The organism is uncultured Bradyrhizobium sp., assembly GCF_947648125.1.
In the GTDB taxonomy this organism is placed as follows: Bacteria; Pseudomonadota; Alphaproteobacteria; order Rhizobiales; family Xanthobacteraceae; genus Bradyrhizobium.
Window position 1 is genome coordinate 56,890 of the sequence record NZ_CANSMR010000009.1, and the last position, 24,697, is coordinate 81,586.

The 24,697-nt window shown below is 65.4% G+C and carries 26 protein-coding genes; 24 read left to right on the forward strand and 2 right to left on the reverse strand.

The window, feature by feature from the left end; all coding sequences use genetic code 11:
• Positions 1–117: 117 nt before the first annotated feature.
• The 10 genes from Q0030_RS18020 to Q0030_RS18065 all read left to right on the forward strand — a co-directional run bounded on the left by Q0030_RS18020 (position 118) and on the right by Q0030_RS18065 (position 10,716).
• Positions 118–792 carry a spermidine synthase gene (locus tag Q0030_RS18020; RefSeq protein WP_298369671.1) on the forward strand — a complete coding sequence of 225 codons (675 nt, stop codon included), beginning with the start codon at positions 118–120 and terminating at the stop codon, positions 790–792.
• Positions 793–942: 150 nt separating this feature from the next.
• Positions 943–1,806, forward strand: coding sequence for an AraC family transcriptional regulator (locus tag Q0030_RS18025; protein ID WP_298369673.1), 864 nt, complete (start codon positions 943–945; stop codon positions 1,804–1,806).
• 161 nt (positions 1,807–1,967) lie between these two features.
• Positions 1,968–3,089, forward strand: coding sequence for a maleylacetate reductase (locus Q0030_RS18030; protein ID WP_298370118.1), 1,122 nt, complete (start codon positions 1,968–1,970; stop codon positions 3,087–3,089).
• Between the two features lie 25 nt (positions 3,090–3,114).
• On the forward strand, positions 3,115–4,017 hold the full coding sequence (locus Q0030_RS18035; protein WP_298369675.1) for an intradiol ring-cleavage dioxygenase: 903 nt from the start codon (positions 3,115–3,117) through the stop codon (positions 4,015–4,017).
• Between the two features lie 35 nt (positions 4,018–4,052).
• Positions 4,053–5,843 carry an FAD-dependent monooxygenase gene (locus Q0030_RS18040; RefSeq protein WP_298369677.1) on the forward strand — a complete coding sequence of 597 codons (1,791 nt, stop codon included), beginning with the start codon at positions 4,053–4,055 and terminating at the stop codon, positions 5,841–5,843.
• Positions 5,844–5,949: 106 nt separating this feature from the next.
• Entirely contained in the window at positions 5,950–7,251 is a 1,302-nt protein-coding gene (locus Q0030_RS18045; RefSeq protein ID WP_298370120.1) for an ABC transporter substrate-binding protein, read from the forward strand.
• Positions 7,252–7,336: 85 nt separating this feature from the next.
• Entirely contained in the window at positions 7,337–8,050 is a 714-nt protein-coding gene (locus Q0030_RS18050; RefSeq protein WP_298369679.1) for an ABC transporter ATP-binding protein, read from the forward strand.
• On the forward strand, positions 8,047–8,751 hold the full coding sequence (locus Q0030_RS18055; protein ID WP_298369681.1) for an ABC transporter ATP-binding protein: 705 nt from the start codon (positions 8,047–8,049) through the stop codon (positions 8,749–8,751). Before Q0030_RS18050 ends, Q0030_RS18055 begins: the two co-directional genes overlap by 4 nt.
• A gap of 7 nt (positions 8,752–8,758) precedes the next feature.
• Positions 8,759–9,625: a branched-chain amino acid ABC transporter permease gene (locus Q0030_RS18060; RefSeq protein ID WP_298369683.1), complete on the forward strand. Its 867-nt coding sequence runs from the start codon at positions 8,759–8,761 to the stop codon at positions 9,623–9,625.
• Positions 9,622–10,716 (forward strand): branched-chain amino acid ABC transporter permease, encoded by a 1,095-nt coding sequence (locus Q0030_RS18065; RefSeq protein WP_298369685.1) that lies wholly within the window; start codon positions 9,622–9,624, stop codon positions 10,714–10,716. Before Q0030_RS18060 ends, Q0030_RS18065 begins: the two co-directional genes overlap by 4 nt.
• Positions 10,717–10,973: 257 nt before the next feature.
• Here Q0030_RS18065 and Q0030_RS18070 read toward each other — a convergent pair whose 3' ends face one another.
• Positions 10,974–11,438 carry a nuclear transport factor 2 family protein gene (locus tag Q0030_RS18070; protein ID WP_298369687.1) on the reverse strand — a complete coding sequence of 155 codons (465 nt, stop codon included), beginning with the start codon at positions 11,436–11,438 and terminating at the stop codon, positions 10,974–10,976.
• A 218-nt stretch (positions 11,439–11,656) separates the two neighbouring features.
• Positions 11,657–12,577 carry an alpha/beta hydrolase gene (locus Q0030_RS18075; protein ID WP_298369689.1) on the reverse strand — a complete coding sequence of 307 codons (921 nt, stop codon included), beginning with the start codon at positions 12,575–12,577 and terminating at the stop codon, positions 11,657–11,659.
• Between the two features lie 181 nt (positions 12,578–12,758).
• On the opposite strand from Q0030_RS18075, the gene Q0030_RS18080 reads away from it, so the two are divergent.
• The 14 genes from Q0030_RS18080 (at position 12,759) to paaK (ending at position 24,685) form a co-directional block, all read left to right on the forward strand.
• A complete protein-coding gene (locus Q0030_RS18080; protein ID WP_298369692.1) occupies positions 12,759–13,142 on the forward strand; it encodes a hypothetical protein in 384 nt (127 codons plus the stop codon).
• Positions 13,139–14,221, forward strand: coding sequence for an alpha/beta fold hydrolase (locus tag Q0030_RS18085; protein WP_298369694.1), 1,083 nt, complete (start codon positions 13,139–13,141; stop codon positions 14,219–14,221). Before Q0030_RS18080 ends, Q0030_RS18085 begins: the two co-directional genes overlap by 4 nt.
• A 26-nt stretch (positions 14,222–14,247) precedes the next feature.
• Positions 14,248–14,844 carry a GNAT family N-acetyltransferase gene (locus tag Q0030_RS18090; RefSeq protein ID WP_298369697.1) on the forward strand — a complete coding sequence of 199 codons (597 nt, stop codon included), beginning with the start codon at positions 14,248–14,250 and terminating at the stop codon, positions 14,842–14,844.
• 181 nt (positions 14,845–15,025) lie between these two features.
• Positions 15,026–15,502: a phasin gene (locus tag Q0030_RS18095; RefSeq protein ID WP_298369700.1), complete on the forward strand. Its 477-nt coding sequence runs from the start codon at positions 15,026–15,028 to the stop codon at positions 15,500–15,502.
• 206 nt (positions 15,503–15,708) lie between these two features.
• The gene (locus Q0030_RS18100) at positions 15,709–16,992 is read left to right on the forward strand and encodes a DUF445 family protein (RefSeq protein WP_298369703.1); all 1,284 of its coding nucleotides are present in this window, start codon (positions 15,709–15,711) and stop codon (positions 16,990–16,992) included.
• Positions 16,993–17,189: 197 nt separating this feature from the next.
• Positions 17,190–17,960: an alpha/beta hydrolase gene (locus Q0030_RS18105; RefSeq protein ID WP_298369706.1), complete on the forward strand. Its 771-nt coding sequence runs from the start codon at positions 17,190–17,192 to the stop codon at positions 17,958–17,960.
• Positions 17,961–18,053: 93 nt separating this feature from the next.
• Entirely contained in the window at positions 18,054–18,923 is an 870-nt protein-coding gene (gene paaX / locus Q0030_RS18110; protein WP_298369709.1) for a phenylacetic acid degradation operon negative regulatory protein PaaX, read from the forward strand.
• Positions 18,924–18,998: 75 nt separating this feature from the next.
• Positions 18,999–19,991 (forward strand): 1,2-phenylacetyl-CoA epoxidase subunit PaaA, encoded by a 993-nt coding sequence (gene paaA / locus Q0030_RS18115; RefSeq protein WP_097670476.1) that lies wholly within the window; start codon positions 18,999–19,001, stop codon positions 19,989–19,991.
• A 13-nt stretch (positions 19,992–20,004) separates the two neighbouring features.
• Positions 20,005–20,292, forward strand: a complete 288-nt coding sequence (paaB, locus tag Q0030_RS18120; protein WP_024579339.1) for a 1,2-phenylacetyl-CoA epoxidase subunit PaaB — start codon at positions 20,005–20,007, stop codon at positions 20,290–20,292.
• 144 nt (positions 20,293–20,436) lie between these two features.
• Complete coding sequence (gene paaC, locus Q0030_RS18125; RefSeq protein WP_298369715.1) at positions 20,437–21,213, forward strand: 1,2-phenylacetyl-CoA epoxidase subunit PaaC; 777 nt, start codon at positions 20,437–20,439, stop codon at positions 21,211–21,213.
• A complete protein-coding gene (gene paaD / locus Q0030_RS18130; RefSeq protein WP_298369718.1) occupies positions 21,207–21,710 on the forward strand; it encodes a 1,2-phenylacetyl-CoA epoxidase subunit PaaD in 504 nt (167 codons plus the stop codon). Before paaC ends, paaD begins: the two co-directional genes overlap by 7 nt.
• 2 nt (positions 21,711–21,712) lie before the next feature.
• A complete protein-coding gene (gene paaE / locus Q0030_RS18135; protein WP_298369720.1) occupies positions 21,713–22,789 on the forward strand; it encodes a 1,2-phenylacetyl-CoA epoxidase subunit PaaE in 1,077 nt (358 codons plus the stop codon).
• Positions 22,790–22,884: 95 nt separating this feature from the next.
• Positions 22,885–23,343, forward strand: a complete 459-nt coding sequence (gene paaI / locus Q0030_RS18140; RefSeq protein ID WP_298369722.1) for a hydroxyphenylacetyl-CoA thioesterase PaaI — start codon at positions 22,885–22,887, stop codon at positions 23,341–23,343.
• Positions 23,344–23,359: 16 nt separating this feature from the next.
• Positions 23,360–24,685, forward strand: coding sequence for a phenylacetate--CoA ligase PaaK (gene paaK, locus Q0030_RS18145; protein WP_298369724.1), 1,326 nt, complete (start codon positions 23,360–23,362; stop codon positions 24,683–24,685).
• Positions 24,686–24,697: the final 12 nt, after the last annotated feature.

Below are 24,697 nucleotides of genomic sequence, written 5' to 3' on the forward strand. Positions count from 1 at the left end.
GACCCGCGTGTGACACCGTCCCGGATTGCGCGGAGCCTGTCATCGGGCGCGCGTTCGCGCGACCCGTTGGCTCCATCCGGGCTACGCAAAGGTGCGGGCCATGCTACAAGCCGCCGCATGATTCCCTGGGAAAAGATCGATACCGCGCGGATTCCCGGCACCGAAGGCGAATTGCGCTTGATGCGGCGCGGCCGCGAGTTTTCGATCATGCTCGGCACCAACGAGCTGATGAACAGCCGCCTGTCGGGCTCGGAAGCCGCGCTAGCGACGCTTGCCGCGAAGAAGATCGAGAACGTCGCAAAGTCGCGTTTTCTGATCGGCGGCCTCGGCATGGGCTTTACGCTGCGGGCCGCGCTCGCCGTGCTTGGACCGGATGCACAAATCGTGGTGGCCGAGCTGGTGCCGGCAGTCGTCGCATGGGCGAGGGGCCCGATGGCGGAGATCTTCGGCGACAGCCTGAACGATCCGCGCGTCAGCGTTCAGGAGGTGGACGTCGCCGATGTGATCGAGCGGAATCCGCGCACCTACGATGCCATTCTCCTCGATGTCGATAACGGCCCCGAAGGCCTGACCCGCAAGGCCAACGACGCGCTGTATGACATCTCCGGACTGAAGATCGCTCACACTGCGTTGCGGCGCGGCGGCGTGCTTGCGGTCTGGTCGTCCGGTCCGAATGCCAAGTTCCCGAAATCGCTGTCCCGCGCCGGGTTCGCCGTCAACGAGGTTGCCGTCCGCGCCACCGGCCGCGGCCGCGGCGTGCGCCACGTGATCTGGATCGCGGTCAAGGAGTAGCAGGCGACGTCGCTATTGCGATGCAGCAAGGCTGCCGGGAGCGCCATTCGGTTCGATTGTGTTGAAAAGCGAGGGCCTTTGGGTTTCACTCGACGGCACCGAAGCTTCGAGCCCTTGGTCTGTCGGATGCAGGCGACGTCGAATTTTGGGGTGCAGGAGACGCACGGGATCCTGGACCGCTTCCAGGCCGAATTCCGCGGCTCGAGCGAAGGGCTCGGCTGGTCGTCCGCGTATGCGTCGGTCCAGCGCGAGCGGCCGTTTGACGGACACTTCCACGCGCTGTCGGACAATCTGATGGTGCTGCACCGGGGTGGCCCGGTCGAGATCACCTATGTGATGGACGGCAAGTCGGTTGCCCGGCAGATTCCGCGCGGCGGGGTGTTCTTCCTGCCGGCCGGGCACACCTGCAACGTGGTGCTGCGTGAGGCGCTGGAATCCACTCACATCTATCTGCGCTCCGATCTGTTCGCGGGCCGGGACGGGGCGGCGAGCCTGATCGGCGGGCTCGCGCCGATGCTCGGCGATCAGGATGCCGTGCTGGAGCATCTCGCCGCGGCGATCGGCGACACCATCACCGGCGGCCTGCCGGCCTCGTCGCTGTTCGTCGATCCGATCGCGCAGGCGATCGCCAACCGCTTCGTCGCAATCAATTTCCACAAGCCGAGCGTCGAGGCCGGCAAGCATCCGAACCTGCTGAGCAACCGGCAGATGGCGCGGATCCGCGAATTCGTCGACACCAACCTCGATACCGACATCCGGCTCGACCAGCTGGCGGAGCTATGCGGCCGCAGCACCGAATATTTCGTGCGCCTGTTCAAGGCGACCAGCGGCGTCTCGCCCTACCAATACGTGCTCAATCTGCGCATCGAGCGCGCCCGGGCGCTGCTCGCCGACGAGACGCAGAGCCTTGCCGACATCGCGCTGGCCTGCGGCTTCTCCCATCAAGAGCATTTTACGCGCATGTTCCGCCGCTTCACCGGCGTGACGCCGGGGCGATACCGCCGCAGCCACTAGCCCCCGACGGCGTCAGCCCGAGCCCGCGGATGATTTTTCCGGTTTCGTGCAGATTTTCTCCGGTTTCGTGCAGGCGCGCCGCGGCCGCCCGCCGCTAGCTTTCTCCCAACAAGACGAAGTTGCCGGTTCGCCGGCTTGGGAGAAATGCCATGAGTGTCGCGATGCCGGATGCCGGAAGGGCATCCATTGCGTCCGTTGCGGCAGCCGGTGATGCCGGCCAGGGCGCCTTTGCCTATTGCTCGCAGCAATATCGCGTGGTGTTCGGCGCCGGCACCTCGGCGCGGCTTGGCGAGGAGAGCGAGCGCCTTGGCATCAAGCGGGCGCTGGTGCTGACCACAAGCGAGCAGCAGGACCTCGGACGCCGGCTCGGCGCAGGCCTCGGCGGCCGGCTCGCGGGGCTGTTTGCCGGCGCACGCATGCATACGCCGGTCGAGGTCACCAACGAGGCGCTTCGCATCGTCGAGTCCCGCGACATCGACGGGCTGGTCGCGATCGGCGGCGGTTCGACCGTCGGGCTCGGCAAGGCGCTGTCGTTGCGCACCGGGCTGCCGCATATCGCGATGCCGACCACTTATGCCGGCTCGGAGATGACGCCGATCCTTGGCGAGACCAGCAACGGCATCAAGACCACGCAGCATTCCCAGGATCTGGTGCCGGACACCGTCATCTACGACGTCGATCTCACCGTCAGCCTGCCACCGCACATCTCCGCCGCCAGCGGCCTGAATGCGATCGCTCACGCCGTCGAGGCACTCTATGCGCCTGACGCCAATCCGCTGACCTCGCTGATGGCGGAGGAGGGCATCGCCGCGCTCGCCCGCGCGCTGCCGCGCATCATGACGGCGCCGGCCGATCCCGGCGCCCGCCGTGACGCGCTCTACGGCGCCTGGCTGTGCGGCGTCTGTCTCGGCGCGGTCGGGATGTCGCTGCATCACAAGCTCTGCCACGTGCTGGGCGGCATGTTCAACCTGCCGCACGCGGAAACCCACGCGATCGTGCTGCCCCACGCGGCCGCCTACAACGCCGCCGCGGCGCCGGAGGCGATGACTCGCGTGGCGCGCGCACTGCACAGCGCCGATGCACCGCAGGGCCTGTTTGATCTTGCCCGGCAGCTCGCGCTGCCGCGCGCGCTCTCCGACATCGGAATGCCCGAGGACGGCATCGCGCGCGCTGCCGAGATGGCGGTGCGCAACCCCTATGCCAACCCCAGACCGATCGACCGCGCCCCGATCGAGCAATTGATCGCGGCAGCCTGGCGTGGCGATGCGCCCGTGCAGCACTGACATCTCAAGATCAAAGGACAACACGATGGCCAATTTCAACGAGCATGACCTCACGGACGAGGTGATCAGCAGTTTCGCCAACACGCCGAACCAGCGGCTGAAGTTCCTCATCGAGGAGACGGTCAAGTCGCTGCACGATCTGGTGCGACGCACCGAGCTCACTTTCGAGGAATGGAATCAGGCGATCGAATTCCTGACCCGCACCGGCCAGACCTGCACGCCGCTGCGCCAGGAGTTCATCCTGCTCTCCGACGTGCTCGGCGTCTCGATGCTGGTCGACGCAGTCAATCACCGCGAGCGCGAGGGCGCCACCGAGACCACGGTGCTCGGCCCGTTCTATGTCGGCGAGCACCGCGTCACGCCGCACGGCGCCAACATCTCGGAAGGCATCGATGGTGAAGTGATGTTCGTGCAGAGCCGCGTCACTGATCTCGCCGGTCAACCGCTCGCCGGTGCCGAGATCGATGTCTGGCACGCCGATGACGATGGCTTCTACGACTCGCAGAAGGCGGACTATGCGACGCATGGCCCATCGCTGCGCGCACGTTTCGTCACCGATGCCGACGGCCGCTTCTCCTTCCGCACCATCCTGCCGTGCAGCTATCCGATCCCGACCGATGGCCCGGTCGGCGATCTCATCACCGCCACGAAGCGTCATCCGATGCGGCCGGCGCATGTGCACTTCCTGGTCAAGGCCGAGGGTTACGAGCCACTGATCACCCACGTCTTCCTCGATGGCGACGAATATCTGCGCAGCGACGTGGTGTTCGGCGTCAAGGACGAGCTCATCGCACGCGTCGAGCCGCGCAGCGAGCCGGTGCTGCCCAACGGCGAGCGCGTCTCCGGCCCATGGCACCTGATGTCCTACGACTTCCAGATGCGGCCAGGCGCCGGCCTGGTGCCGCAGCCGATGATGGCCGCGGAATGACGATCGCAACCAACAAGACGACGGAGGAGAGGACCATGACCAGCAAACCGATTGAGACCGACGTCCTTGTCGTCGGCAGTGGCCCGGCCGGCGCGACCGCGGCGGCGCTGCTCGGCATGTACGGCATCAAGCACATCCTGGTGACGAAATATGGCTGGCTGGCCGACACGCCGCGCGCCCATATCACCAACCAGCGCGCGATGGAGGTGCTGCGCGACCTCGGCCTCGAGGACAAGGCCGTCGCGCAGGCCGTGCCGCAGCATCTGATGGCCAACAACGTGTTCTGCGAGAGCCTCGCCGGCGAGGAGTTCGGCCGGCTCTATTCCTGGGGCAACCATCCCTCGCGCAAGGCGGATTACGATCTCGCCAGTCCAGCGCGCATCTGCGACCTGCCGCAGAATTTCCTCGAGCCGATCCTGATCGAGGCCGCCGGCCAGCGCGGCACGTCCTTATGCTTCAACACCGAGTTCGTCGACCTGGTGCAGGATGCCGACGGTGTCACCGCGACGGTCAAGGACCGTCTGTCCGGCGAGACCTATCAGATCCGCGCCAAATACCTGATCGGCGCCGATGGCGGCCGCAGCCGGGTCGCCGAAGTGATCGGGCTGCCGATGGAGGGCCAGATGGGCCGCGCCGGCAGCATGAACATCATCGTGCAGGCGGACCTGAGCAAGTATGTCGCGCACCGGCCGAGCGTGCTGTACTGGGTGCTGCAACCCGGAGCCGAGATCGGCGGCATCGGTGCCGGCCTGATCCGCATGGTGCGGCCGTGGAACGAATGGCTGATCATCTGGGGCTATGACATCGAGCAGGGCGAGCGCAAGCTCAGCAATGACGAGGCGATCTCGATCGTGCGCAATCTCGTCGGCGACGAGACGCTCGAGGTCAAGGTACGCTCCACCTCGACCTGGACCGTGAACGAGATGTATGCCGGCCACTATTCGTCGGGCCGCGTGTTCTGCGTCGGCGACGCCGTGCATCGCCATCCGCCGACCAACGGCCTCGGCTCCAACACCTCGATCCAGGATTCCTTCAATCTGTGCTGGAAGCTCAAGCTGGTGCTCGAGGGTCACGCGGCGCCGTCGCTGCTCGAGACCTATTCGGCCGAGCGCCAGCCGGTGGGCAAGCAGATCGTGACCCGCGCCAACAAGAGCATCGGCGACTTCCCGCCGATCTTCGAGGCGGTGGGCCTCGTCGCCTCGACCGATCCGGCTGAGGCACGCAAGGCGATCGCCGCGCGCAAGGCGCCGAGCGCCGAGGGCAAGGCGCGCCGCAAGAAGCTCTACGAGGCCATCGCCAACAAGAGCTACGAGTTCAACTGCCACGGCGTCGAGATGAACCAGCGCTACGGGTCGACCGCCGTGGTCTCCGATGGCACGCCGATGCCGGCGTTCACCCGAGATCACGAGCTCTATTATCAGGCCACCACCTGGCCCGGCGCGCACCTGCCGCATGTCTGGGTCGAGCATCAGGGCGAGCGGAAGTCGACGCTCGATCTCACCGGCAAGGGCCGCTTCACGCTGCTCACCGGGATCGGCGGCGACGGCTGGAAGGCGGCTGCCGCTGCGGTCGAGAAGGCCTACGGCCTGCCGGTCGATGTCGTGACCATCGGCCCGCAAGGCTGCGACGCGCTCGACATCTATGCCGACTGGTATCGCCAGAGCGAGGTCGACGAGGACGGCTGCGTGCTGGTGCGGCCCGATATGTACGTCGCCTGGCGCGCCAAAGAGGCGGCGGCTGACGCCTCCGATGTGCTGCTCGAGGTGTTCGGCCAGATCCTCGGCCGCAGCGCGAAGCCGCAGACGAAGTCCGTCGCCGCCGCGTGATGGGGCGCGACGCAGGCAATTCTTTTTCAGAACGAAATGAACGGCAGCCGGCATGCAACCGGCTCGCCGCAAGGAGGGGAAAATGACCAAGGACCATTTGAACGTCATGTCTTTCGATCGCCGCCGCGTGCTGCAAGGCATCGCCGGTGGGTTCGCCGCCGCAGGCACGACCACGTTGTTCGCGCCGGCCGTGCAGGCCGCCAACAAGCCGATCAAGATCGGTTATGTCTCGCCGAAGAGTGGCCCGCTCGCTGCCTTCGCCGAAGCCGACGATTTCGTGCTCGGCGAATTCCGCAAGTTCATCAAGGATGGCGTCAAGGTCGGATCGCAGACCTATCCGGTCGAGGTGGTGACCAAGGACAGCCAGTCGAATCCGAACCGCGCCGCCGAAGTCGCCAAGGAGCTGATCACCCGCGACAATGTCAGCCTGATCGTGGTCGGCGCCACGCCCGAGACCAATAACCCGGTGGCGACGCAGTGCGAGCTCGAGCAGGTGCCGTGCATCTCGACCGTCGCGCCGTGGCAGACCAATTTCATCGGCCGCCAGGCCAATCCCGGCGACCCCAAGAGCTGGAAGCCGTTCGACTACACCTTCCATTATTTCTGGGGGCTCGAGGACGTGATCGGCGTCTTCACCAGCATGTGGAGCCAGGTCGCGACCAACAAGTCGGTCGGTGCGCTGTTTCCGAACGATGCCGATGGCAACGCCTGGGGCGACACCACGATCGGCTTCCCGCCGGTCATGGCCAAGCAGGGTTTCAAACTCACCGATCCCGGCCGCTTCCAGAATCTCACCGACGATTTCAGCTCGCAGATCGCCGCATTTCGTGGCGCCGATTCCGAGATCATCACCGGCGTGATCATCCCGCCCGACTTCACCACGTTCTGGAATCAGGCGCGGCAGAAGGGGCTGAAGCCGAAGGTCGTGTCGGTCGCCAAGGCGTTGCTGTTCCCGGCATCGGTGCAGGCGCTCGGCAAGGGCGGCAACAACATCTCCACCGAGGTGTGGTGGACGCCGACGCATCCCTACAAATCGAGCCTCAGCGGCGTCAGCGCCGCCGATCTCGCCAAGGGATATGAGCAGGCCTCCAGCAAGCAATGGACCCAGCCGATCGGCTTCGTGCATTCGCTGTTCGAGGTCGCGATCGACGCCATCAAGCGCTCGGGCGACCCGGCGGATGGTGCAGCGCTGGCGAAAGCGATCGGAGCGACCAAGCTTGACACCATCGTGGGCCAGGTTGCATTCGGCTCCAGCGCGGTGCCGCCGTTCGCTGCGAAGAACATCGCCAAGACGCCGCTGGTCGGCGGCCAATGGCGGCTCAACGGCGACAGGTACGACATGGTGATCACGGACAACAAGCTGGCGCCGCAGATCCCGCTCGGCGGCGACATGCAGGCGCTGAGCTAGCAAGCGCGTTCCGGACGAATTGTTCATCGGAGATGCGCGGGCCACCCGCGCATCTCCTCGAAGCAAATGGATGCGGTGAGCGACCATGCTCGAACTCCATGCCGTCTCGAAGCGGTTCGGCGCCATCGTGGTCGCCGACGCCATCGATCTGACGCTGTCCTCCGGCGAAGCGCTGGGCGTGATTGGGCCGAACGGCGCCGGCAAATCGACGCTGTTCAACCTGATCACCGGGCTGCTGCGGCCGGATGTCGGCCGCGTCGTCCTCGATGGCGTCGATATCACGGCTCTCTCGCCCGAGGCACGCTGCCGCGCCGGCATCGGGCGCTCGTTCCAGATCCCGCAGCCGTTCGATCACCTCTCGGTGTTCGAGAACCTTGCGGTTGCCGCCCAATTCGGCGGCGGCCTCTCGGAGGCGGATGCGGTCCAGCATTGCGGCCGCATGCTTGATCTGACCGGCCTCGAAGCCAAGGCCAATCGGCTCGCCGGGAGCCTGCCGCTGCTCGATCGCAAGCGGCTCGAACTGGCGCGGGCGCTCGCCACCAAGCCTCGCACGCTGCTGCTCGACGAGATCGCAGGCGGCCTCACTGATGCTGAATGTCACGAACTGGTCGAGACCATCCGCACCATCCATGCCGAAGGTGTCGGCATCATCTGGATCGAGCATGTGGTGCACGCGCTGCTCGCGGTAGTGCAGCGGCTGGTCGTGCTGAACTTCGGCAAGATCGTCGCGCAAGGCGTACCGGCCGAGGTGATGCGCTCGCGCGAGGTCGAGACCATCTACATGGGAGTCCCGGCATGACCGCGCTGCTCAATGTCACGGCGCTCGATGCGTTCTATGGCGACTTCCAGGCGCTGTTCGGCATCGATTTCGAATTGACGGAGGGCGAGGCGGTCGCGGTGATCGGCGCCAACGGCGCCGGCAAATCGACCATGCTGAAGTCGCTGGCCGGGCTCGTGAAGAACCGTCCCGACGCCATCCGCCTCGGCGGGCGGGCGATCGGCAATGCATCCGCCGCCAGCATCGTGCGGCTCGGCCTTGCGCTGGTCCCCGAGGGCCGTCAGCTGTTTCCCTCGCTCAGCGTCGAGGAGAACCTGCTGATCGGCGCCTATGGCGGCGAACGCAGCGCGCCCTGGGATCTCGCCGCCGTCTACCGCATGTTTCCGGTGCTGAAGGAGCGGCGGCGCGGTGCCGTCACGGCGCTGTCGGGCGGCCAGCAGCAGATGGTCGCCATCGGCCGCGCGCTGATGTCCAACCCACAGGTCCTGCTGTGCGACGAGATCAGCCTCGGGCTCGCGCCGATTGTGGTGGAGGACATCTACCGCATGCTGCCGCAGATCCGTTCGGGCGGCACCGCGGTCGTGCTGGTCGAGCAGGACATCGCCCGCGCACTGCGCGCCGCCGATCGCTTCTATTGCCTGCAGGAGGGACGGGTGACGTTGAGCGGGCGGCCCAAGGATGTGGATCAGGACACGATCCGCGCGGCCTATTTCGGAGCATGAGGGAGCCATGAGCGGGTTCGATACCATCATCGAGGGCGTGCTGCTCGGCGGCGTCTATGCGCTGTTCGCGCTCGGCCTGTCGCTGATCTTCGGCATCATGCGCCTCGTCAATCTGGCGCATGGCGATCTGATCCTGCTCGCGGCCTATCTGGTGCTCAGCGCCACCACGGCGCTCGGCCTGCCGCTTGCGGCCGCGGCCCTGCTGATTGTCGTGACGATGTTCGTGCTCGGCTTCGTGCTGCAGCGGCTGGTGCTGGAGCGCGTGCTCGGCGACGACATCCTGCCGCCGCTGCTCGTCACCTTCGGCCTGTCGATCGTGATCCAGAACGGGTTGCTGCTCGGCTACGGCGCGGATAGCCGCCGGCTCCAGGCAGGCGCCTTCGAATCCTCGTCGGTGATGCTGGCTCCTGGCCTGAGCGTCGGGCTGGCGCCGCTGACCGCGCTGGTGACGGCGATCGCCGCCGTCGCGCTGCTTCAGCTGATTTTCTATCGCACCTCGCTCGGCCGCGCCTTCCGCGCCACCGCCGACAATCCCGCGATCGCGCAATTGATGGGCGTCAATGAGCGCAATGTCTATGCGATTGCGGTCGGGCTCTCGCTCGCGGTGTCGGTGATTGCGGCTATCGTGTTCGGCATCCGCGCCAGCTTCGATCCGTCGATCGGCCCGGCGCGGCTGCTCTATGCATTCGAGGCCGTGATCATTGGCGGCCTCGGCAGCCTGTGGGGGACATTGGCGGGCGGCATCGTGCTCGGGCTCGCGCAGGCGATCGGGGGGCGGATCAACCCGGAGTGGCAGATCCTGGCCGGCCATCTCACCTTCCTGGCCGTGCTGATGGTGCGGCCGCGCGGCCTCTTTCCGGCGAGGCGGGCATGAGCGTTGAAACCATTCGTATCCCGGCAAGCCGGGAGGAGCGCGCGGTGGAAGCGCCGGTGTGGCAAGTTCGGGTCGGCACGCGCTTGTCGCGCGGTGCGGCCGTCGCCGGCATCGCGCTGGTCGTGGTGCTCGCCGTGCTGCCGGCGATCGCATCGCGTAACCTGATCCAGGATCTCATCTTCGTCTTCACCATGCTGACGCTGGCGCAGCTCTGGAACGTGCTGGCCGGGTGGGGTGGGCTGGTGTCGGTCGGGCAGCAGGCCTTTGTCGGGCTCGGCGCCTATGCGCTGTTCGCCGGCATCGTGATGGCCGGGCTCGATCCCGTGGCAGCGATCCCGCTGGCCGGGCTGTTCGCGGCGCTGATCGCGGCGGTGCTCGGACCGCTGCTGTTCCGGCTGGAAGGGCCATATTTCGCGATCGGCAGCTGGGTTGCCGCCGAAGCGTTGCGGCTGATCTGCGCCCAGTTCAAGTCGCTCGGCGGCGGCACCGGGATGTCGATCTCGCCGAGCGAACTGTCGCAGATGTTCGGGCTGAAGGCGGTGCAGGCGCTGCTCGGATTGCGTCCGGCGGCCGCGCGCGACGTGCTGGTCTACTGGCTGGCGCTGCTGCTCGCCGTGCTGGTCACGCTCGGCATCTACGCCTTTATCCGCTCGCGCCATGGCCTCGCGCTGGCGGCCAGCCGCGACAACGCGGCGGCGGCGCGCAGCGTCGGCGTGCGCACCGCGCGGATTCGCCATATGCTGTGGATCGCGGTCGCGTTCGCCACCGGCATGGTCGGCGCGGTGGTCTATCTACAGAAGGCACGCATCTCACCGGACGCCGCCTTCAGCGTCACCGACTGGACCGCCTATGTGATCTTCATCGTCGTGATCGGCGGGGTGCGCACCATCGAAGGCCCGATGGTGGGCGTGCTGCTGCTGTGGGGGCTCGTCACCTGGCTCGCCCAATATGGCAGCCTGTACCTGGTCGTGCTCGGCACGCTCGCCATCCTGATCATGCTGTTCATGCCGAGGGGCGTGTGGGGCGCGGCGGCGCGCCGCTGGCAGGTACAGCTGTTTCCGACCCAGCGCTGGCTTGGTCGCAGTCGGTAGCTCCGGCTGCGCGATCCCACGCCCTCACACCGTCATCCTGAGAGAGTGTGAACGTATGACTCTCGATGACGCAACATACTCGATGTCGTCCCTGCGAAAGCAGGGACCCATACTCCGCGGCGGGTGTTATGAAAGGGACTCGTCGTCCCAGTGGTGCGAAACTATAAGCTTCGGTGGTTATGGGTCCCTGCTTTCGCAGGGACGACACTGAATCTGTTGTCCAGTCACTGAGCACTATCGCCTGCGGTCGGCGCGCCTCAGAACATCGTGTTGTTGTTCGCCGGATTTTCCGGAACGGGCTGCACCACGTCCCAATGCTCGACGATCTTGCCATCCTCGAGCTTGAAGATGTCGACGATCGCGTTGCCGCGGGTGCCGGGTTCGCGCACCGCATGGACGTGCAGGATCACATAGTCGCCGTCGACGAACGAGCGCTTGATCTCGCTATGCGAGTTCGGAAACTTCTCGCGCAGGAAGCCGATGAACTTGCGGAAGCCTTCGGGGCCGTCGGCCGCGCCGGGATTGTGCTGCACGTAGCGGTTGCCGACATAGGCGAGTGCCGCGTCGGCGTCCTTCTGGTTCAGCCCCTTCTCGTAGAAGGCCAGCACCGCCTTGCGGTTGGCTTCCTGTTGCGCTTCGCTGGTGGCGGCCATCGCGGCGGAAGATGCGAGCGCGAGGAAGAGGGCGGCGACGGCTGTCCGCGGCCGGAGGATGGTCTTCATCTGGTGACTCCCGAGGCTGATGGCGCGCGACCCGCGCGGTGGATAGCGCTCTCTACAGCCTCCGTGCGTCACCCGAAAGAACGCACTCCAGGTTCACATGGTCACCGGAAGATACCGGAGCCCCGTTCCGATTGGACCGGAACGGGGCTCTGGATTCTTGTTTTGACGCGTTTTCTTGACGCGAACCGGTATCCACTTCGCTGGAAAACGCTCTGGCCTCACGCCGCCTTCACCGCAGCCCCATGCGCGTGCTTGTCGATGGCGTCGATGATCTGCGGCCACATCGGGATCGGCAATGCGTGGCCCATGCCCTCGACCATCAGGAGCTTTGCGCCGGGGATCGAGACCGCGGTGTCCTTGCCGCCTTCGGGATGCACCAACGGATCGACGGTGCCGTGGATCACCAAGGTCGGTGCCTTGACGCTGCGCAGGCGCTCCTTGCGGCTGCCGGAGGCAAGGATGGCGCGGAGCTGGCGGCCGACGCCCTCCGGATTGAGGCCGCGCTCAAAGGTGCGCCGCGCGCGTTCCGGGTCCAGCGCCTCATCCTCGGGGAACGAGCCGTTGCGCAGCACCTTCCAGGTCTGGCCGAAGCGGACGAAATACTCCTCCTTGCTCTTCGGCGGCGGCGCCATCAGCACCGCCGTCGCCTCGCGGGTCGGACCCGGTATCTTCGGATTGCCCGTGGTCGACATGATCGAGGTCAGCGAGCGCACGCGCTCGGGAAAGGTGATCGCAACCTCCTGCGCGATCATGCCGCCCATCGAGGCGCCGACCAGATGCGCTTTGCGGATGCCGAGCGCATCCATCAATCCGATCGTGTCGCGCGCCATGTCAGCCAGCCGGTAGGGCGCTGCGACCGGAATCTTCAGGAAGCGCAGCTTGAGCAGCTCGAGCGCGGTCAGCCGCTTGCCGCCGCTCATGCGGGAAGACTTGCCGATGTCCCTGTTGTCGAACCGGATCACGCGAAAACCGCGCGCGGCAAGCCGGCGACAGAATTCGTCGTCCCAATGGATCATCTGGGCGCCGAGGCCCATGATCAAAAGCAGCGGCTCCGCATTCGCATCGCCAAAAATCTCGTAGCAGATGTCTATGCCGTTCGCGCGGGTTAGTTGCGGCAACTGATGGGCATGCGTGGTCACGGGCGTCCTCTCCTGGATTCGCGGTCAGGAAGGGGCATGCTGCCACGGTTTGACGCAGCGCAGAAGAGCTTCGACGTCGCTGGGCGCGCCGCGCAGTTGACCGATCAACGGCAACAGTGTCGTATGGCACAAACAAACGGAAGCGCGACAAGCGCTCGAGATTGGTGTGGAGGAGGGCCGCATGGCCGACAAGGGCAACGACCCTGCCGTGATCTGGCAGACGATGATTGGCGAGATGGAGAAGGGGTTCAACTCCTTCGGCAACCAGTTGATGAGCTCGCCTGAATTCTCGAAGGTGATGAATCAGGCCGGCAGCGCCGCGGCGGGCGCGCAGAAGCAGCTCGGCGAGCTGATGGAGAAATATCTGCTGGCGATGAACCTGCCGAGCCGCGCGCAGCTCGTCGGCATGGCCGAGCGTCTGCAGTCGATGGAGAACCAGCTCAACGAGATCAAGACGCTGCTGCAGCAGGTGCATCACAATTCACTGGCGCCGGACGACGGTCACGGCGCAACGCCACGGCCGCCGCGCACCAGACGCCCGCCATCGGAGGGAGACAGCAAATGAATGCTCCCACCGGGTTTGATTTCGCCTCGATCTCCGAACGGGTACAGTCCGAGGTGCAGCGCGCGATCCAGCGCAGCATCAAGGGCGTCGAGTATTTCTCGAGCTCGGGCCCCGAGCTCGGCTCGACGCCGAAGGACGTGCTGTATTCGCGCGGCACCATGAACCTCTATCACTACCGGCCTCAGGCCGACGAAGTCTATCGCGTGCCGGTCCTGATCGTGATGGCGACCACCAACCGCGGCTACATCCTCGACCTGGTGCCGGGGCAAAGCTTCATCGAATTCCTGCTCAAGCGCGGCTTCGACGTCTACATGCTGGACTGGACCGCGCCGAAGCCCGAGGAAAAATCGCTGCGCATGGAGGACTACGTCCTCGACTTCATTCCGGAATCGGTCCGCCGCGTGCAGCAGGATTCCGGCGAGAAGGACGTCTCCGTGATCGGCTACTGCTTCGGCGGCGTGTTGTCGCTGCTCTATGGCTCGATCTTCAGCGACGGGCCGATGAAGAACCTGATCTGCTTCACCACGCCGATCGATTTCCGCGAGATGAAGCTGTTCTCGAATTTCGCCGATCGCCGCTACTTCGACGTCGACCGCCTGATCGACAGCACCGGCAACATGCCGCCCGAACTGATCCTGCAATCGTTCGACATGCTGCGGCCGGCCGCGCGCGTGGTCGGCCAGATCCAGCTCTGGGACAACATCTGGAACGACGAGTTCGTCAAGTCGTACCGGATGTTCGACCGCTGGGCGACCGACACGCTGCCGCTGGCCGGCGAGTATTTCCGCGCCATCACCAAGGACCTGATGTGGGACAACAAGCTCTACAACGACACCATGACGGTCGGCGGCCGCGCGGCCAAGCTCGCCGACATCAAGGTGCCGATCCTGCATGCGGTCGCCGAGCACGACCACATCGTGCCCTATGACGCGGCAAAGCACCTCATCACCAAGATCGGTTCCGAGGACAAGGAGGAGGTGATGCTGAAAGGCGGTCACGTCTCGCTGGTCGCCGGCGCCAATGCAATCAAGCGGCTGTGGCCGAAACTGGACTCCTGGTTGGGCAAGAGATCGACCTAAGAAGGGTCGACTTGAGAGAGATCGACATGACCGAACAACGTTCCTATCCGCGCCACGTCAAGACCGAGGCCGGCGACATCGAGTTCCGGCTGATGAAGCGGGCCGACGAGGCCGCGGTGCTGGCCTTCGCGCAGCAGCTGCCGACGCATGATCTGCTGTTCCTGCCGCGCAACATCAGCCAGCCGAAGGTGCTGTCGGCCTGGATCAACGAGATCGAGCGCGGCGACATCACGAGCCTGCTCGCGGTCAAGGACGGCAAGGTGGTCGGCTGCGGCACCCTGGTGCGCGATCCGCACTCCTGGTCGCCGCATGTCGGCGAGATCCGGATGGTGGTGTCGCTCGACGTGCGCGGGCAGGGCGTCGGCCGGGCGCTGTCGCAGGAGACGTTCGCTATTGCCCTTGGCGCCGGGCTGGAGAAGTTCTCCGTACAGATGACAGTCGACCAGCGGGCGGCGATCGCACTGTTCGAAAGCCTCGGCTTCAAGGCGGAGGCCCTGCTGCGCGACCATGTCCGCGACGTCGAGGGCAAGACCCACGATATCGTCGTGCTCGGCCACAACGTGGCGCAAGTCCGGGCGCAGATGGAGGCGTACGGGGTGTCCGAGGCGGTTGGCGGTAATTAGAAACCGTAATCCGCCGGTTCGTTAGGCAGTCTGCCGGATATTCATCCTGTTCACACGTTCGTGATATCGCGCTGCAACATTGATGTTGCGGCGCACCATGAATTGTGACACAACAGCCATGCCCCGGGCCAAACCGGACGGGGTGAGCCCATAGCTCAAACCTGAGGATGGAGAGACCCCAATGACCACCGAAACCAATTCCGTGCTGAACAGCGTCAAGGAAGCCTTCGCGCCCGTCACCGAGGCGTTCACCAAGCTCCAGAACCTGGAAGTTCCGGAAGCCGCCCGTGAGTTCGTGAAGAAGCAGGCCGAGGCCGCCAAGACCCGCGCCGCCGATGCGTATGCCGGCTCCGAGAAGGTGACCAACGTGATCGAGACCGCAGTTGCCGGTTCGGTGACCGAAGCCGCCAAGATCAGCCGCAACATCCAGCAGGCGATCTACCAGGACGCCGAGGCGTTCTTCGCCGGCATCGACAAGCTCGCTTCCGCCAAGTCGCTGAGCGAAGCTGCCCAGATCCAGTCGGACCTGGTCCGTGCGCGCGGCGAACTGTTCGTCTCGCGGGCGAAGGCCACCACCGAGTATCTCGGCAAGCTCGTCGCTGACGGTGCGAAGACCGCGCAGGACAACTTCTCGAAGGTCTACAGCAAGACCGCCTGATCGCGCTTGCGCTGACCAACTGCCCTTTTCGAAGGCCCGCCAGTTTGCGGGCCTTCTTTTTTGGGCGCACTCCCATACATCACCACATGGTGAGGAGGCGCTCTTGCGCCGTCTCGAACCATGAGGCCACCATGCGGGCCCCATCCTTCGAGATGCGCTTCGCGCTCCCTGAGGATGAGGGTCGTTCGTTCAATCGAAGGTCCCCCATGACCCTTCCCGCCGCCCTCATCGCAACGCCCGTCGATGCCGAACGCGCGGCCGAGCTGCGGCGCGTGAAGTGGCTGGCGACCGGCGTGCTGGCGGCAACCCTCGTCATCTTCATCGCATCGAAGGCGCTGCTGCCGGTGCATCCCGTGTTCGGCTTCATCGCGGCATTTGCCGAGGCCGCGACCATCGGCGGGCTCGCCGACTGGTATGCCGTCGTCGCCCTGTTCAAGCGGCCGCTGGGGCTGCCGATTCCGCACACCGCGATCATCCAGAGCAACCAGGAGCGCATCGCCGAGAAGCTCGGCGAATTCATCGAGAACAATTTCCTGGAAGCCGGGCCGGTCGAGGCTAAGCTGCGCGAGATCGATTTCGGCAGCTTCATCGCCGACTGGCTGCGCGACCGCAAGCGTTCCGAAGATCTCGCCCGCTTCGTGCTGCGGATGCTGCCCGAAGCATTTGCCGCGACCGAGAGCTCGGGCCTGATGCAGTTCATCAGCCGCCGCGTCACGACGCAGGTACTTTCGATCGATCTCGCGCCGCTTGCGGCCGGCGCGCTGCGCGGCTTCGTGCAGGAGGGCAAGCATGGCGGCCTGCTCGACGACATCCTGCGCGTGCTGCACCAGACGCTGACGCAGCAGGAGACCATGGCCGTGATCCGCGACAAGGTCCGCGCGGAGATGCCGACGCTCTTGAGGCTCTATCGCGCCGACAAGTTCGTGGTGAACCGGATCATCGCCTCGGCGACGAAATTCTTCGAGGAAGTGCGCAACGATCCGCAGCATCCGTTCCGCGGCGAGTTCGACCGCATGCTGCTGTCGTTCGTCGACCGGCTCGGCAGCGACAAGGCATTCGCCGATCGCATCGACGGTCTCAAGCGCGATCTGATGGCGCGGCCGGAGCTCGCCAATCTCGGGCGCACCATCTGGGCCAACGTCAAGGATTTCATCGAACGCAGCGCCTCGGGCGAGTCGCAGGTGCTGCAGCATCAGCTGGCGAGAATGTTCGTCGAGGCCGGCGACGCGCTCGACGGCGACGCCGAGCTGCGCGCCGAAATCAATCAGGGCCTGGTCGCGATCCTGCGCTCGGTCGTTGCCGAACAGAAGAGCGGTGTCTCGACCTTCATCGCCGACCAGATGAAGAGCTGGGACATGGAGCAATTGATCTCGCTAATCGAGGTCAATGTCGGCAAGGATCTGCAATACATCCGCTTCAACGGCTCGCTGATCGGCGGGCTTGCCGGCTTGGCGCTCTACACGCTGGAATATGTGCTGCGGCTGCTGTGACCGATTGGGCACGGAGGTCACTTTAGTTGTGGCAAGTGTGACCTGGGCCGCTTGCACCAAAGTGACCGGTTCCCTAGCTTTTCAAGGTTGATTGTTGCGTTGCGGAACGATTCCGCCGGGTTTGCGTCAATCCTGTTGACCCATCCTGTTGATCCCATTGCCGGCCGCCGAAACGTCGTGCCGGAAGAGGAGTTGAAATGTCCGTTGCTGCGCAGACGCTTCGCCCGCCGTCCAGGACGCTGATGTTCCTGGAAGGCCGCGCCATTCACGAGCTCGGTGCCTTTCTTGGCGCATTGCCGCTGCTGAGCCTCGCGCCGCGCGGCGATGGGCATCCAGTGCTGGTGCTGCCCGGGCTGATTGCCTCCGATATGTCCACGCGCCCGCTGCGCGACTTCCTCAAGAGCAAGGGCTACGCCGTCAGCGGCTGGCGCCAGGGCCGCAACCTCGGGCTTCGCGCCGGCGTGCAGGACGGGATGGTCGATCTGCTGCAGGAGATGAATGAGACCAGCGGCCGCAAGGTCTCGGTGGTCGGCTGGAGCCTCGGCGGCCTCTATGCGCGCCAGCTCGCCAAGATGATGCCTGACCGCGTGCGCCAGGTGATCACCCTCGGCAGCCCGTTTGCCGCGGGCCCGAAGTCGACCAACGCCTGGCGGGTCTACGAGATGGCCAGCGGGCGCCGTGCCGACGAAGAGGATTCCCGTTTCGGTGGCGCGCTCGCCAGCGCGCCGCCGGTGCCGACCACCGCGATCTTCAGCCGCACTGATGGCGTCTGCGCCTGGCAGGGCTGCCGCGAGCAGGCCTCGTCGATGACCGACAGCATCGAGGTCGAGAGCAGCCATTGCGGCATGGGCCATCATCCGGCCGTGGTCTACGCGGTCGCCGATCGCCTCGCGCAGAAGGACGGCGAGTGGGCGCCGTTCGATCGCAGCGGCTGGCGCAGCCTCGTCTATCCGGATCCCAACCGCTGACGCTTCTTTCTTGCCTCTTCCCGCTTGTGGGGCGAGGCAGAAGCTGGCGCGGCTGCATTGTCGTGAATCGACAAAACGCGCTATGCGTTGAGCATGCCACAGCCGCTTGCCCGCATCGTCGATCAGCTGAAGCGCGAGCCGTCACGCACGGGCTCGATCATCATCACCGTGTTCGGCGATTCCATCGTGCCGCGCGGCGGCTCGGTGTGGCTCGGCACGCTGCTCGAATTCTTCAAGTCGCTCGACATCGACGGCAATGTGGTGCGCACCGCGATGTCGCGGCTTGCCGCCGACGGCTGGCTCGAGCGCAGCAAGGTCGGCCGCAACAGTTTTTATCGCTTGAATGCGAAGGGGCGGCAGACCTTCGACACCGCAACCAGGCACATCTACGATCCGCCGCCGTCGGACTGGACCGGCCGCTTCGAGCTGCTGCTGATCGGCAATGCCGAGGACCGCGATGCCGCGCGCGAGGCGTTGAAGAATGCCGGCTTCGGCAGCCCGCTGCCCGGCGTGTGGGTCGCGCCGTCGGGCGCGCCGATCCCCGATGAAGCGTCGCGTGCGATCCGGCTCGAGGTCTCGGCGGAGGATGACAGCGGGCGCCGGCTGCTCAGCGAGAGCTGGCCGCTCGACCGCACCGCGGACGCCTATCTGAAATTCATGAAGACGTTCGAGCCGCTCCACGGCTGGATCGTCAGAGGCGAGAAGCTGAGCGATGCCGACGCCTTCACCGCCCGCATCCTGCTGATCCATCACTACCGCCGGGTCGTGCTGCGCGATCCGCTGCTGCCGTATCAGCTGCTGCCGAAGGATTGGCCGGGCAGGGCGGCGCGGAAACTCTGCGGCGAGATCTATCGCGGGCTGCTTCCGCCGTCGGAACAATGGCTTGACGACCATGCAACCAATGAGGACGGGCCGCTGCCGAAGCCCAACGGGGCCGTGGCGCGCCGTTTCGACGGCGTCTGAACATATTACAAAAACTTCTTGCATTCTGAGATTTGTGTTATATATTTCTTCCAACAACACATTGGGAGGTCGGCCATGTACACGCAGGCGCTCAACTCATCCGACGGCGACGATCGCGGCGTCGAGGATGTCGCCCGTGCCAGTCAGTTCCAGGCCCGCATCGATGCCGATGAGCGCATCGAGCCGAACGACTGGATGCCGGCGGCCTACCGCAAGACGCTGACCCGGCAGATTTCCCAGCACGCCCATTCCGAAATCGTCGGCATGCTCCCCGAGGGCAACTGGATCACCCGAGCGCCGTCGCTGCGCCGCAAGGCCGCACTGCTCGCCAAGGTGCAGGATGAATGCGGCCACGGGCTCTATCTCTATGCCGCCGCCGAGACGCTCGGCACCTCGCGCGAGGAGCTGGTCGACGGCATGCTCTCCGGCAAGGCGAAATACTCCTCGATCTTCAACTACCCGACCCTGACCTGGGCCGACATCGGCACCATCGGCTGGCTGGTCGACGGTGCGGCGATCATGAACCAGATCCCGCTGTGCCGCTGCTCCTACGGCCCCTATGCGCGCGCGATGATCCGCGTCTGCAAGGAAGAGTCGTTCCACCAGCGTCAGGGTTTCGAGATCATGGTGACGCTGTGCCGTGGCACCGCGGAGCAGAAGGCGATGGCGCAGAACGCGCTCGATCGCTGGTGGTGGCCGGTGCTGATGATGTTCGGCCCGCCGGACCAGGTCAGCCAGCACAGCGACACCTCGACCAAGTGGAAGATCAAGCGCTTCTCCAACGACGAGCTGCGCCAGAAATTCATCGACGCCACCGTGCCGCAGGCCGAGTTCCTCGGGCTGACGATTCCGGATCCCGGCATGAAGCAGAACGAGAACGGCAATTGGGTGCACAGCCCGATCGACTGGGACGAGTTCAAGCAGGTGCTTGCCGGCAACGGCCCCTGCAACCGCGATCGCCTCGCCGCGCGCCGCAAGGCGCATGAGGAAGGCGCCTGGGTGCGCGAGGCCGCGATGGCCTATGCCGAGAAGCGCAAGAGCCGCCAGCTCGCGCAAGCCGCAGAATAAGGGAGCGCTAGAGATGGCCACGCCGAACGTTCCGCTCTGGGAAGTCTTCATCCGCAGCCGCAACGGCCTTGCGCACAAGCATGTCGGCTCGCTGCATGCGGCGGACTCGACGCTCGCCCTGCAGGCCGCGCGCGACATCTACACCCGCCGCGGCGAAGGGCTGTCGATCTGGGTGGTGCCCTCGAATGCGATCACCGCGTCCGATCCGTCCGAGAAGGGCATGATGTTCGAGCCGGCGGAATCGAAGATCTACCGCCACCCGACCTTCTACGACGTCCCCGACGAAGTCGGGCATATGTGAATTTCACCCGTCATGGCGAGGAGGCGTGTAGCGCTCTCTCGGACCATGACGCCCCGATCGTAACCGCGGCCATCCTTCGAGACGCCTGCTGTGCAGGCTCCTCAGGATGACGTCGAGCAAGTGGATGCAGGTGGAATAGAGAACATGGCAACCGCCAACATCGAAGTTTCCGAAACGCCGCTGGTGCTCTACGCACTGCGCCGCGCCGACGATGCGCTGATCCTCGGCCATCGGCTGTCCGAATGGTGCGGCCATGCGCCGGCGATGGAAGAGGACATGGCGCTCGCCAATATGGGTCTCGACCTGCTCGGCCAGGCCCGCGAGCTCTACAGCTACGCGGCCAAGGTCGAGGGCCGCGGCAACGACGAAGACAAGCTCGCCTATCTGCGCGACGTCAGGCAGTACCGTAATCTGCTGCTGGTCGAGCAGCCGAACGGCGATTTCGCCCGCACCATGGTGCGGCAGTTCTTCTACGCGGTGTTCGCCGATCTCTACTGGCGCGCGATGATGGCATCCACCGATCCGACGTTTGCTGCGATCGCGGCGAAGTCGGAGAAGGAGAGCGCCTATCATGTCAGGCATTCGTCGGAATGGATCGTCCGGCTCGGCGACGGCACCGAGGAGAGCCACCGCCGCGCGCAGGACGCGATCGACGATCTCTGGGCCTTTACCGGCGAGATGTTTGCGGTCGACGACGGCGAGCGCGGCCTGATCGATGCCGGCATCGCGATCGATCCTGCGACGCTGAAGCCGCGCTGGCTGAAGACGGTCACCGGCATCGTCAACGAGGCGACGCTGGCATTGCCGAAGAGCGATTGGATGCAGCAGGGCGGCCGCACCGGCAGCCATAGCGAGCATCTCGGCCATCTCCTCAGCGAATTGCAGTCGCTGCAGCGGACCTTTCCGGGGGCAACATGGTGACGGTTGCACTCAGCGATGCCGATCTGCGTCGGCGCGCCTGGAGCGCCGCCGCGCAGGTGGTCGATCCCGAAATCCCGGTGCTGACCATCGCCGACCTCGGCGTGCTGCGCGATGTCGCGGTCCACGACGGCCATGTCGAGGTCGCGATCACGCCGACCTATTCCGGCTGTCCCGCGATGAACATGATCGCGCTCGAGATCGAGCTGGCGCTGGAGCGCGAGGGCATTCACCGGCCCAAGGTCCGCACCGTGCTGTCGCCGGCCTGGACCACGGACTGGATGAGCGAGGACGGCCGCCGCAAGCTCAAAGAGTACGGTATCGCGCCGCCGCTGCCGGGCTCCTCGCGCCGCGCGCTGTTCGGCGAGCAACAGGTCGCGTGCCCGCAATGCGGATCAGGCGACACCGAACTGCTGTCCGAATTCGGCTCGACCTCCTGCAAGGCGCTGTGGCGTTGCAAGAGCTGCCGTGAACCCTTCGACTACTTCAAGTGTCATTGACCATGTCGACCCCACGATTCCACCGTCTGTCCGTCAGCGATCTGCGCCGCGAGGCGTCGGACGCCATCTCCATGACCTTTGCGATCCCCGACGATCTGCAAGACGACTATCGTTTCACGCCCGGCCAGTATCTGACGCTGCGCACCACGATGGATGGCGAAGAGGTCCGCCGCTCCTATTCGATCTGCTCCGGCCCCGACGATGGCGAATTGCGCATCGCGGTGAAGAAGGTCGATGGCGGCGCCTTCTCGAACTGGGCCGCCGACGAGCTGAAGGCCGGCGACGAGCTCGACGTGATGACGCCGACCGGCCGTTTTGGCGTGGCGCATGCGCCCGGCGAGGCGCGGACCTATGTCGGCTTCGCCGCCGGCAGCGGCATCACGCCGATCCTCTCGATCATCAAGGGCGTGCTGGCGCGCGAGCCGGGCAGCCGCTTCTTCCTGTTCTACGGCAACCGCTCGACCGAAGGCGTCATGTTCCGCGAGGCGCTGGAGGAGCTGAAGGACCGCTTCATGCAGCGGCTGTCGGTGTTCCACGTCATCTCGGGCGAGGAGCAGGACATCCCGATCCTGCACGGCCGGCTCGATGGCGAGAAGGTGCGGGTGCTGCTGCGCTCACTGGTGCCGGCCGCGACGGTCGATCACGTCTTCGTCTGCGGCCCTGCCGCAATGAGCGAGACCATCGAGGCGACCTGCCGCGAAATCGGCATCGCCGAGGAGCGCATTCATGTCGAACGCTTCGTGTCGGAGTTCGGCGGCAAGCCGCGAGCAAAGATCGTCGTTCCCGCCGGCGCGCCGCCGAAGGCAGTCGCCGGACTGATCATCGATGGCAAGCGCCGCGAGGTGCCGGTGGCCGATGGCGAGTCGATCCTCGACGCCGCGCTGCGCGCCGGCATGGACCTGCCGTTCGCCTGCAAGGGCGGCATGTGCTCGACCTGCCGCGCCAAGCTGGTCGAAGGCGAGGCACCGATGGATCTGAACTATTCGCTGGAGCCGTGGGAGCTGAAGGCGGGGTTCATTCTCACCTGCCAGGCCAAGCCGTGCTCCGGCAAGGTCGTGGTCGATTACGACCACGTCTAATTCTTTCTGCGCGTTGACACCCCCGGTGTCGCGCCCAACACTAACCTAACGCCAAGAGGCCCGCTGCAAACGGGCCCACGCACAGGGAGTTCGATGTGAACATCAAGGCCACGCTATCGCCCGAGGATGTCGCCCGCGCCTGCGCGGATGCGATGTGGAAGGAAGACGACGCCAGCAAGGGTCTCGGCATGGAGCTGGTCGAGATCAAGCCGGGGCAGGCGGTGATGGCGATGACGGTGCAGCCGCACATGGTCAATGGCCAGCGCATCTGCCATGGCGGTTACATCTTCACGCTCGCGGACTCTGCTTTCGCCTTTGCCTGCAACAGCCGCAACGATCGCGCGGTGGCGGCGCAGGGCAACGTGACGTTCATCCGGCCCGGTAAGCTCGGCGATCGTCTGGTCGCGACCGCGCGCGAGATCTCGCGCAGCGGACGCTCGGGAATTTACGACGTGCGCGTTACTGCCGTCGACAGCGTGATCGCCGAATTCCGCGGGCACTCGCGGGTGATACCGGGCACCTGGCTGCCCGACACGGACATCAAGGCACCATGATTTCGAGGGACATGTGATGGCAAAGCTCAACGTCAAGGATAGCGGCTATCACGCCGAGCTCGATGCGGCCGAACGCGCCTCGCGCGACGAGATCATGGCGCTGCAGACCAAGCGGCTCGCCTGGTCTCTCAGGCGCGCCTATGACAATGTGGCGCATTACAAGAAGAGCTTCGACGCGGCGGGCGTGCACCCGTCCGACTTCAAGCAGCTTTCCGATCTCGCCAAGTTTCCGTTCACGGTGAAGACCGATCTGCGCGACAACTATCCCTTCTACATGTTCGCAGTGCCGCGCGAGCAATTGGTGCGCGTTCATGCTTCCTCCGGCACGACGGGTAAGCCGATCGTGGTCGGCTACACCAGGGCCGATATCGATACCTGGGCGGATGTGATGGCGCGCTCGATCCGCGCCGCCGGCGGCCGCACCGGCATGCTGATGCACAATGCCTATGGCTACGGCCTGTTCACCGGCGGCCTCGGCGCGCATTACGGCGCCGAGCGGCTCGGCTGCACGGTGATCCCGATCTCCGGCGGCATGACCGAGCGGCAGGTGCAGCTCATCAACGACTTCCGGCCTGACATCATCACGGTGACGCCGAGCTACATGCTGGCGATCCTCGACGAGTTCAAGCGGCAAGGGCTCGACCCGCGCAAATCGTCGCTGAAGTTCGGCATCTTCGGCGCCGAGCCCTGGACCAACGCGATGCGGGTCGAGATCGAGCAGGCCTTCGATATGGATGCCACCGACATCTATGGCCTGTCGGAGGTGATCGGCCCTGGCGTCGCGCAGGAATGCGTGGAGACCAAGGACGGCCTGCACATCTGGGAGGATCACTTCTACCCGGAGGTGATCGATCCCCTGACGGGCAAGGTGCTCGGCGACGGCGAGAAGGGCGAGCTGGTGTTCACCTCGCTGACCAAGGAAGGTTTTCCGATCATCCGCTACCGCACCCGCGACCTGACGCGGCTGTTGCCCGGCACGGCGCGGCCCGGCATGCGGCGGATGGAGAAGGTGACCGGCCGCTCCGACGACATGATCATCCTGCGCGGCGTCAACGTATTCCCGACCCAGATCGAGGAGGCGCTGCTGGCGACCGACTGGTGCGGCGGCCATTTCGTCATCGAGCTGACCCGCGAGGGCCGCATGGACGAGATGACGGTACTCGCCGAAGCCCGGCCCGAGAGCTGGGACGGCGAAGGACTGACCGCGCACGCCGAAAAGGTCTCCGCGTTCATCAAGAACACGATCGGCATCTCCACCCGCGTCCGCGTCGTCGCGCCCGAGACGCTGGAGCGTTCGCTCGGCAAGGCGAAACGTGTTTACGACAAGCGCCCGAAAGAATAGCCTCTCGCCCGC

Bases quoted from the DNA above. Each gene is read 5' to 3' on its own strand.
- Q0030_RS18020 (WP_298369671.1), top strand. From the start codon at position 118: ATGATTCCCTGGGAAAAGATCGATACCGCGCGGATTCCCGGCACCGAA.
- Q0030_RS18030 (WP_298370118.1), top strand. From the start codon at position 1,968: ATGCCGGATGCCGGAAGGGCATCCATTGCGTCCGTTGCGGCAGCCGGT.
- Q0030_RS18035 (WP_298369675.1), top strand. From the start codon at position 3,115: ATGGCCAATTTCAACGAGCATGACCTCACGGACGAGGTGATCAGCAGT.
- Q0030_RS18040 (WP_298369677.1), top strand. From the start codon at position 4,053: ATGACCAGCAAACCGATTGAGACCGACGTCCTTGTCGTCGGCAGTGGC.
- Q0030_RS18045 (WP_298370120.1), top strand. From the start codon at position 5,950: ATGTCTTTCGATCGCCGCCGCGTGCTGCAAGGCATCGCCGGTGGGTTC.
- Q0030_RS18050 (WP_298369679.1), top strand. From the start codon at position 7,337: ATGCTCGAACTCCATGCCGTCTCGAAGCGGTTCGGCGCCATCGTGGTC.
- Q0030_RS18055 (WP_298369681.1), top strand. From the start codon at position 8,047: ATGACCGCGCTGCTCAATGTCACGGCGCTCGATGCGTTCTATGGCGAC.
- Q0030_RS18060 (WP_298369683.1), top strand. From the start codon at position 8,759: ATGAGCGGGTTCGATACCATCATCGAGGGCGTGCTGCTCGGCGGCGTC.
- Q0030_RS18065 (WP_298369685.1), top strand. From the start codon at position 9,622: ATGAGCGTTGAAACCATTCGTATCCCGGCAAGCCGGGAGGAGCGCGCG.
- Q0030_RS18070 (WP_298369687.1), bottom strand. From the start codon at position 11,438: ATGAAGACCATCCTCCGGCCGCGGACAGCCGTCGCCGCCCTCTTCCTC.
- Q0030_RS18080 (WP_298369692.1), top strand. From the start codon at position 12,759: ATGGCCGACAAGGGCAACGACCCTGCCGTGATCTGGCAGACGATGATT.
- Q0030_RS18085 (WP_298369694.1), top strand. From the start codon at position 13,139: ATGAATGCTCCCACCGGGTTTGATTTCGCCTCGATCTCCGAACGGGTA.
- Q0030_RS18090 (WP_298369697.1), top strand. From the start codon at position 14,248: ATGACCGAACAACGTTCCTATCCGCGCCACGTCAAGACCGAGGCCGGC.
- Q0030_RS18095 (WP_298369700.1), top strand. From the start codon at position 15,026: ATGACCACCGAAACCAATTCCGTGCTGAACAGCGTCAAGGAAGCCTTC.
- Q0030_RS18100 (WP_298369703.1), top strand. From the start codon at position 15,709: ATGACCCTTCCCGCCGCCCTCATCGCAACGCCCGTCGATGCCGAACGC.
- Q0030_RS18105 (WP_298369706.1), top strand. From the start codon at position 17,190: ATGTCCGTTGCTGCGCAGACGCTTCGCCCGCCGTCCAGGACGCTGATG.
- paaX (WP_298369709.1), top strand. From the start codon at position 18,054: ATGCCACAGCCGCTTGCCCGCATCGTCGATCAGCTGAAGCGCGAGCCG.
- paaA (WP_097670476.1), top strand. From the start codon at position 18,999: ATGTACACGCAGGCGCTCAACTCATCCGACGGCGACGATCGCGGCGTC.
- paaB (WP_024579339.1), top strand. From the start codon at position 20,005: ATGGCCACGCCGAACGTTCCGCTCTGGGAAGTCTTCATCCGCAGCCGC.
- paaC (WP_298369715.1), top strand. From the start codon at position 20,437: ATGGCAACCGCCAACATCGAAGTTTCCGAAACGCCGCTGGTGCTCTAC.
- paaD (WP_298369718.1), top strand. From the start codon at position 21,207: ATGGTGACGGTTGCACTCAGCGATGCCGATCTGCGTCGGCGCGCCTGG.
- paaE (WP_298369720.1), top strand. From the start codon at position 21,713: ATGTCGACCCCACGATTCCACCGTCTGTCCGTCAGCGATCTGCGCCGC.
- paaK (WP_298369724.1), top strand. From the start codon at position 23,360: ATGGCAAAGCTCAACGTCAAGGATAGCGGCTATCACGCCGAGCTCGAT.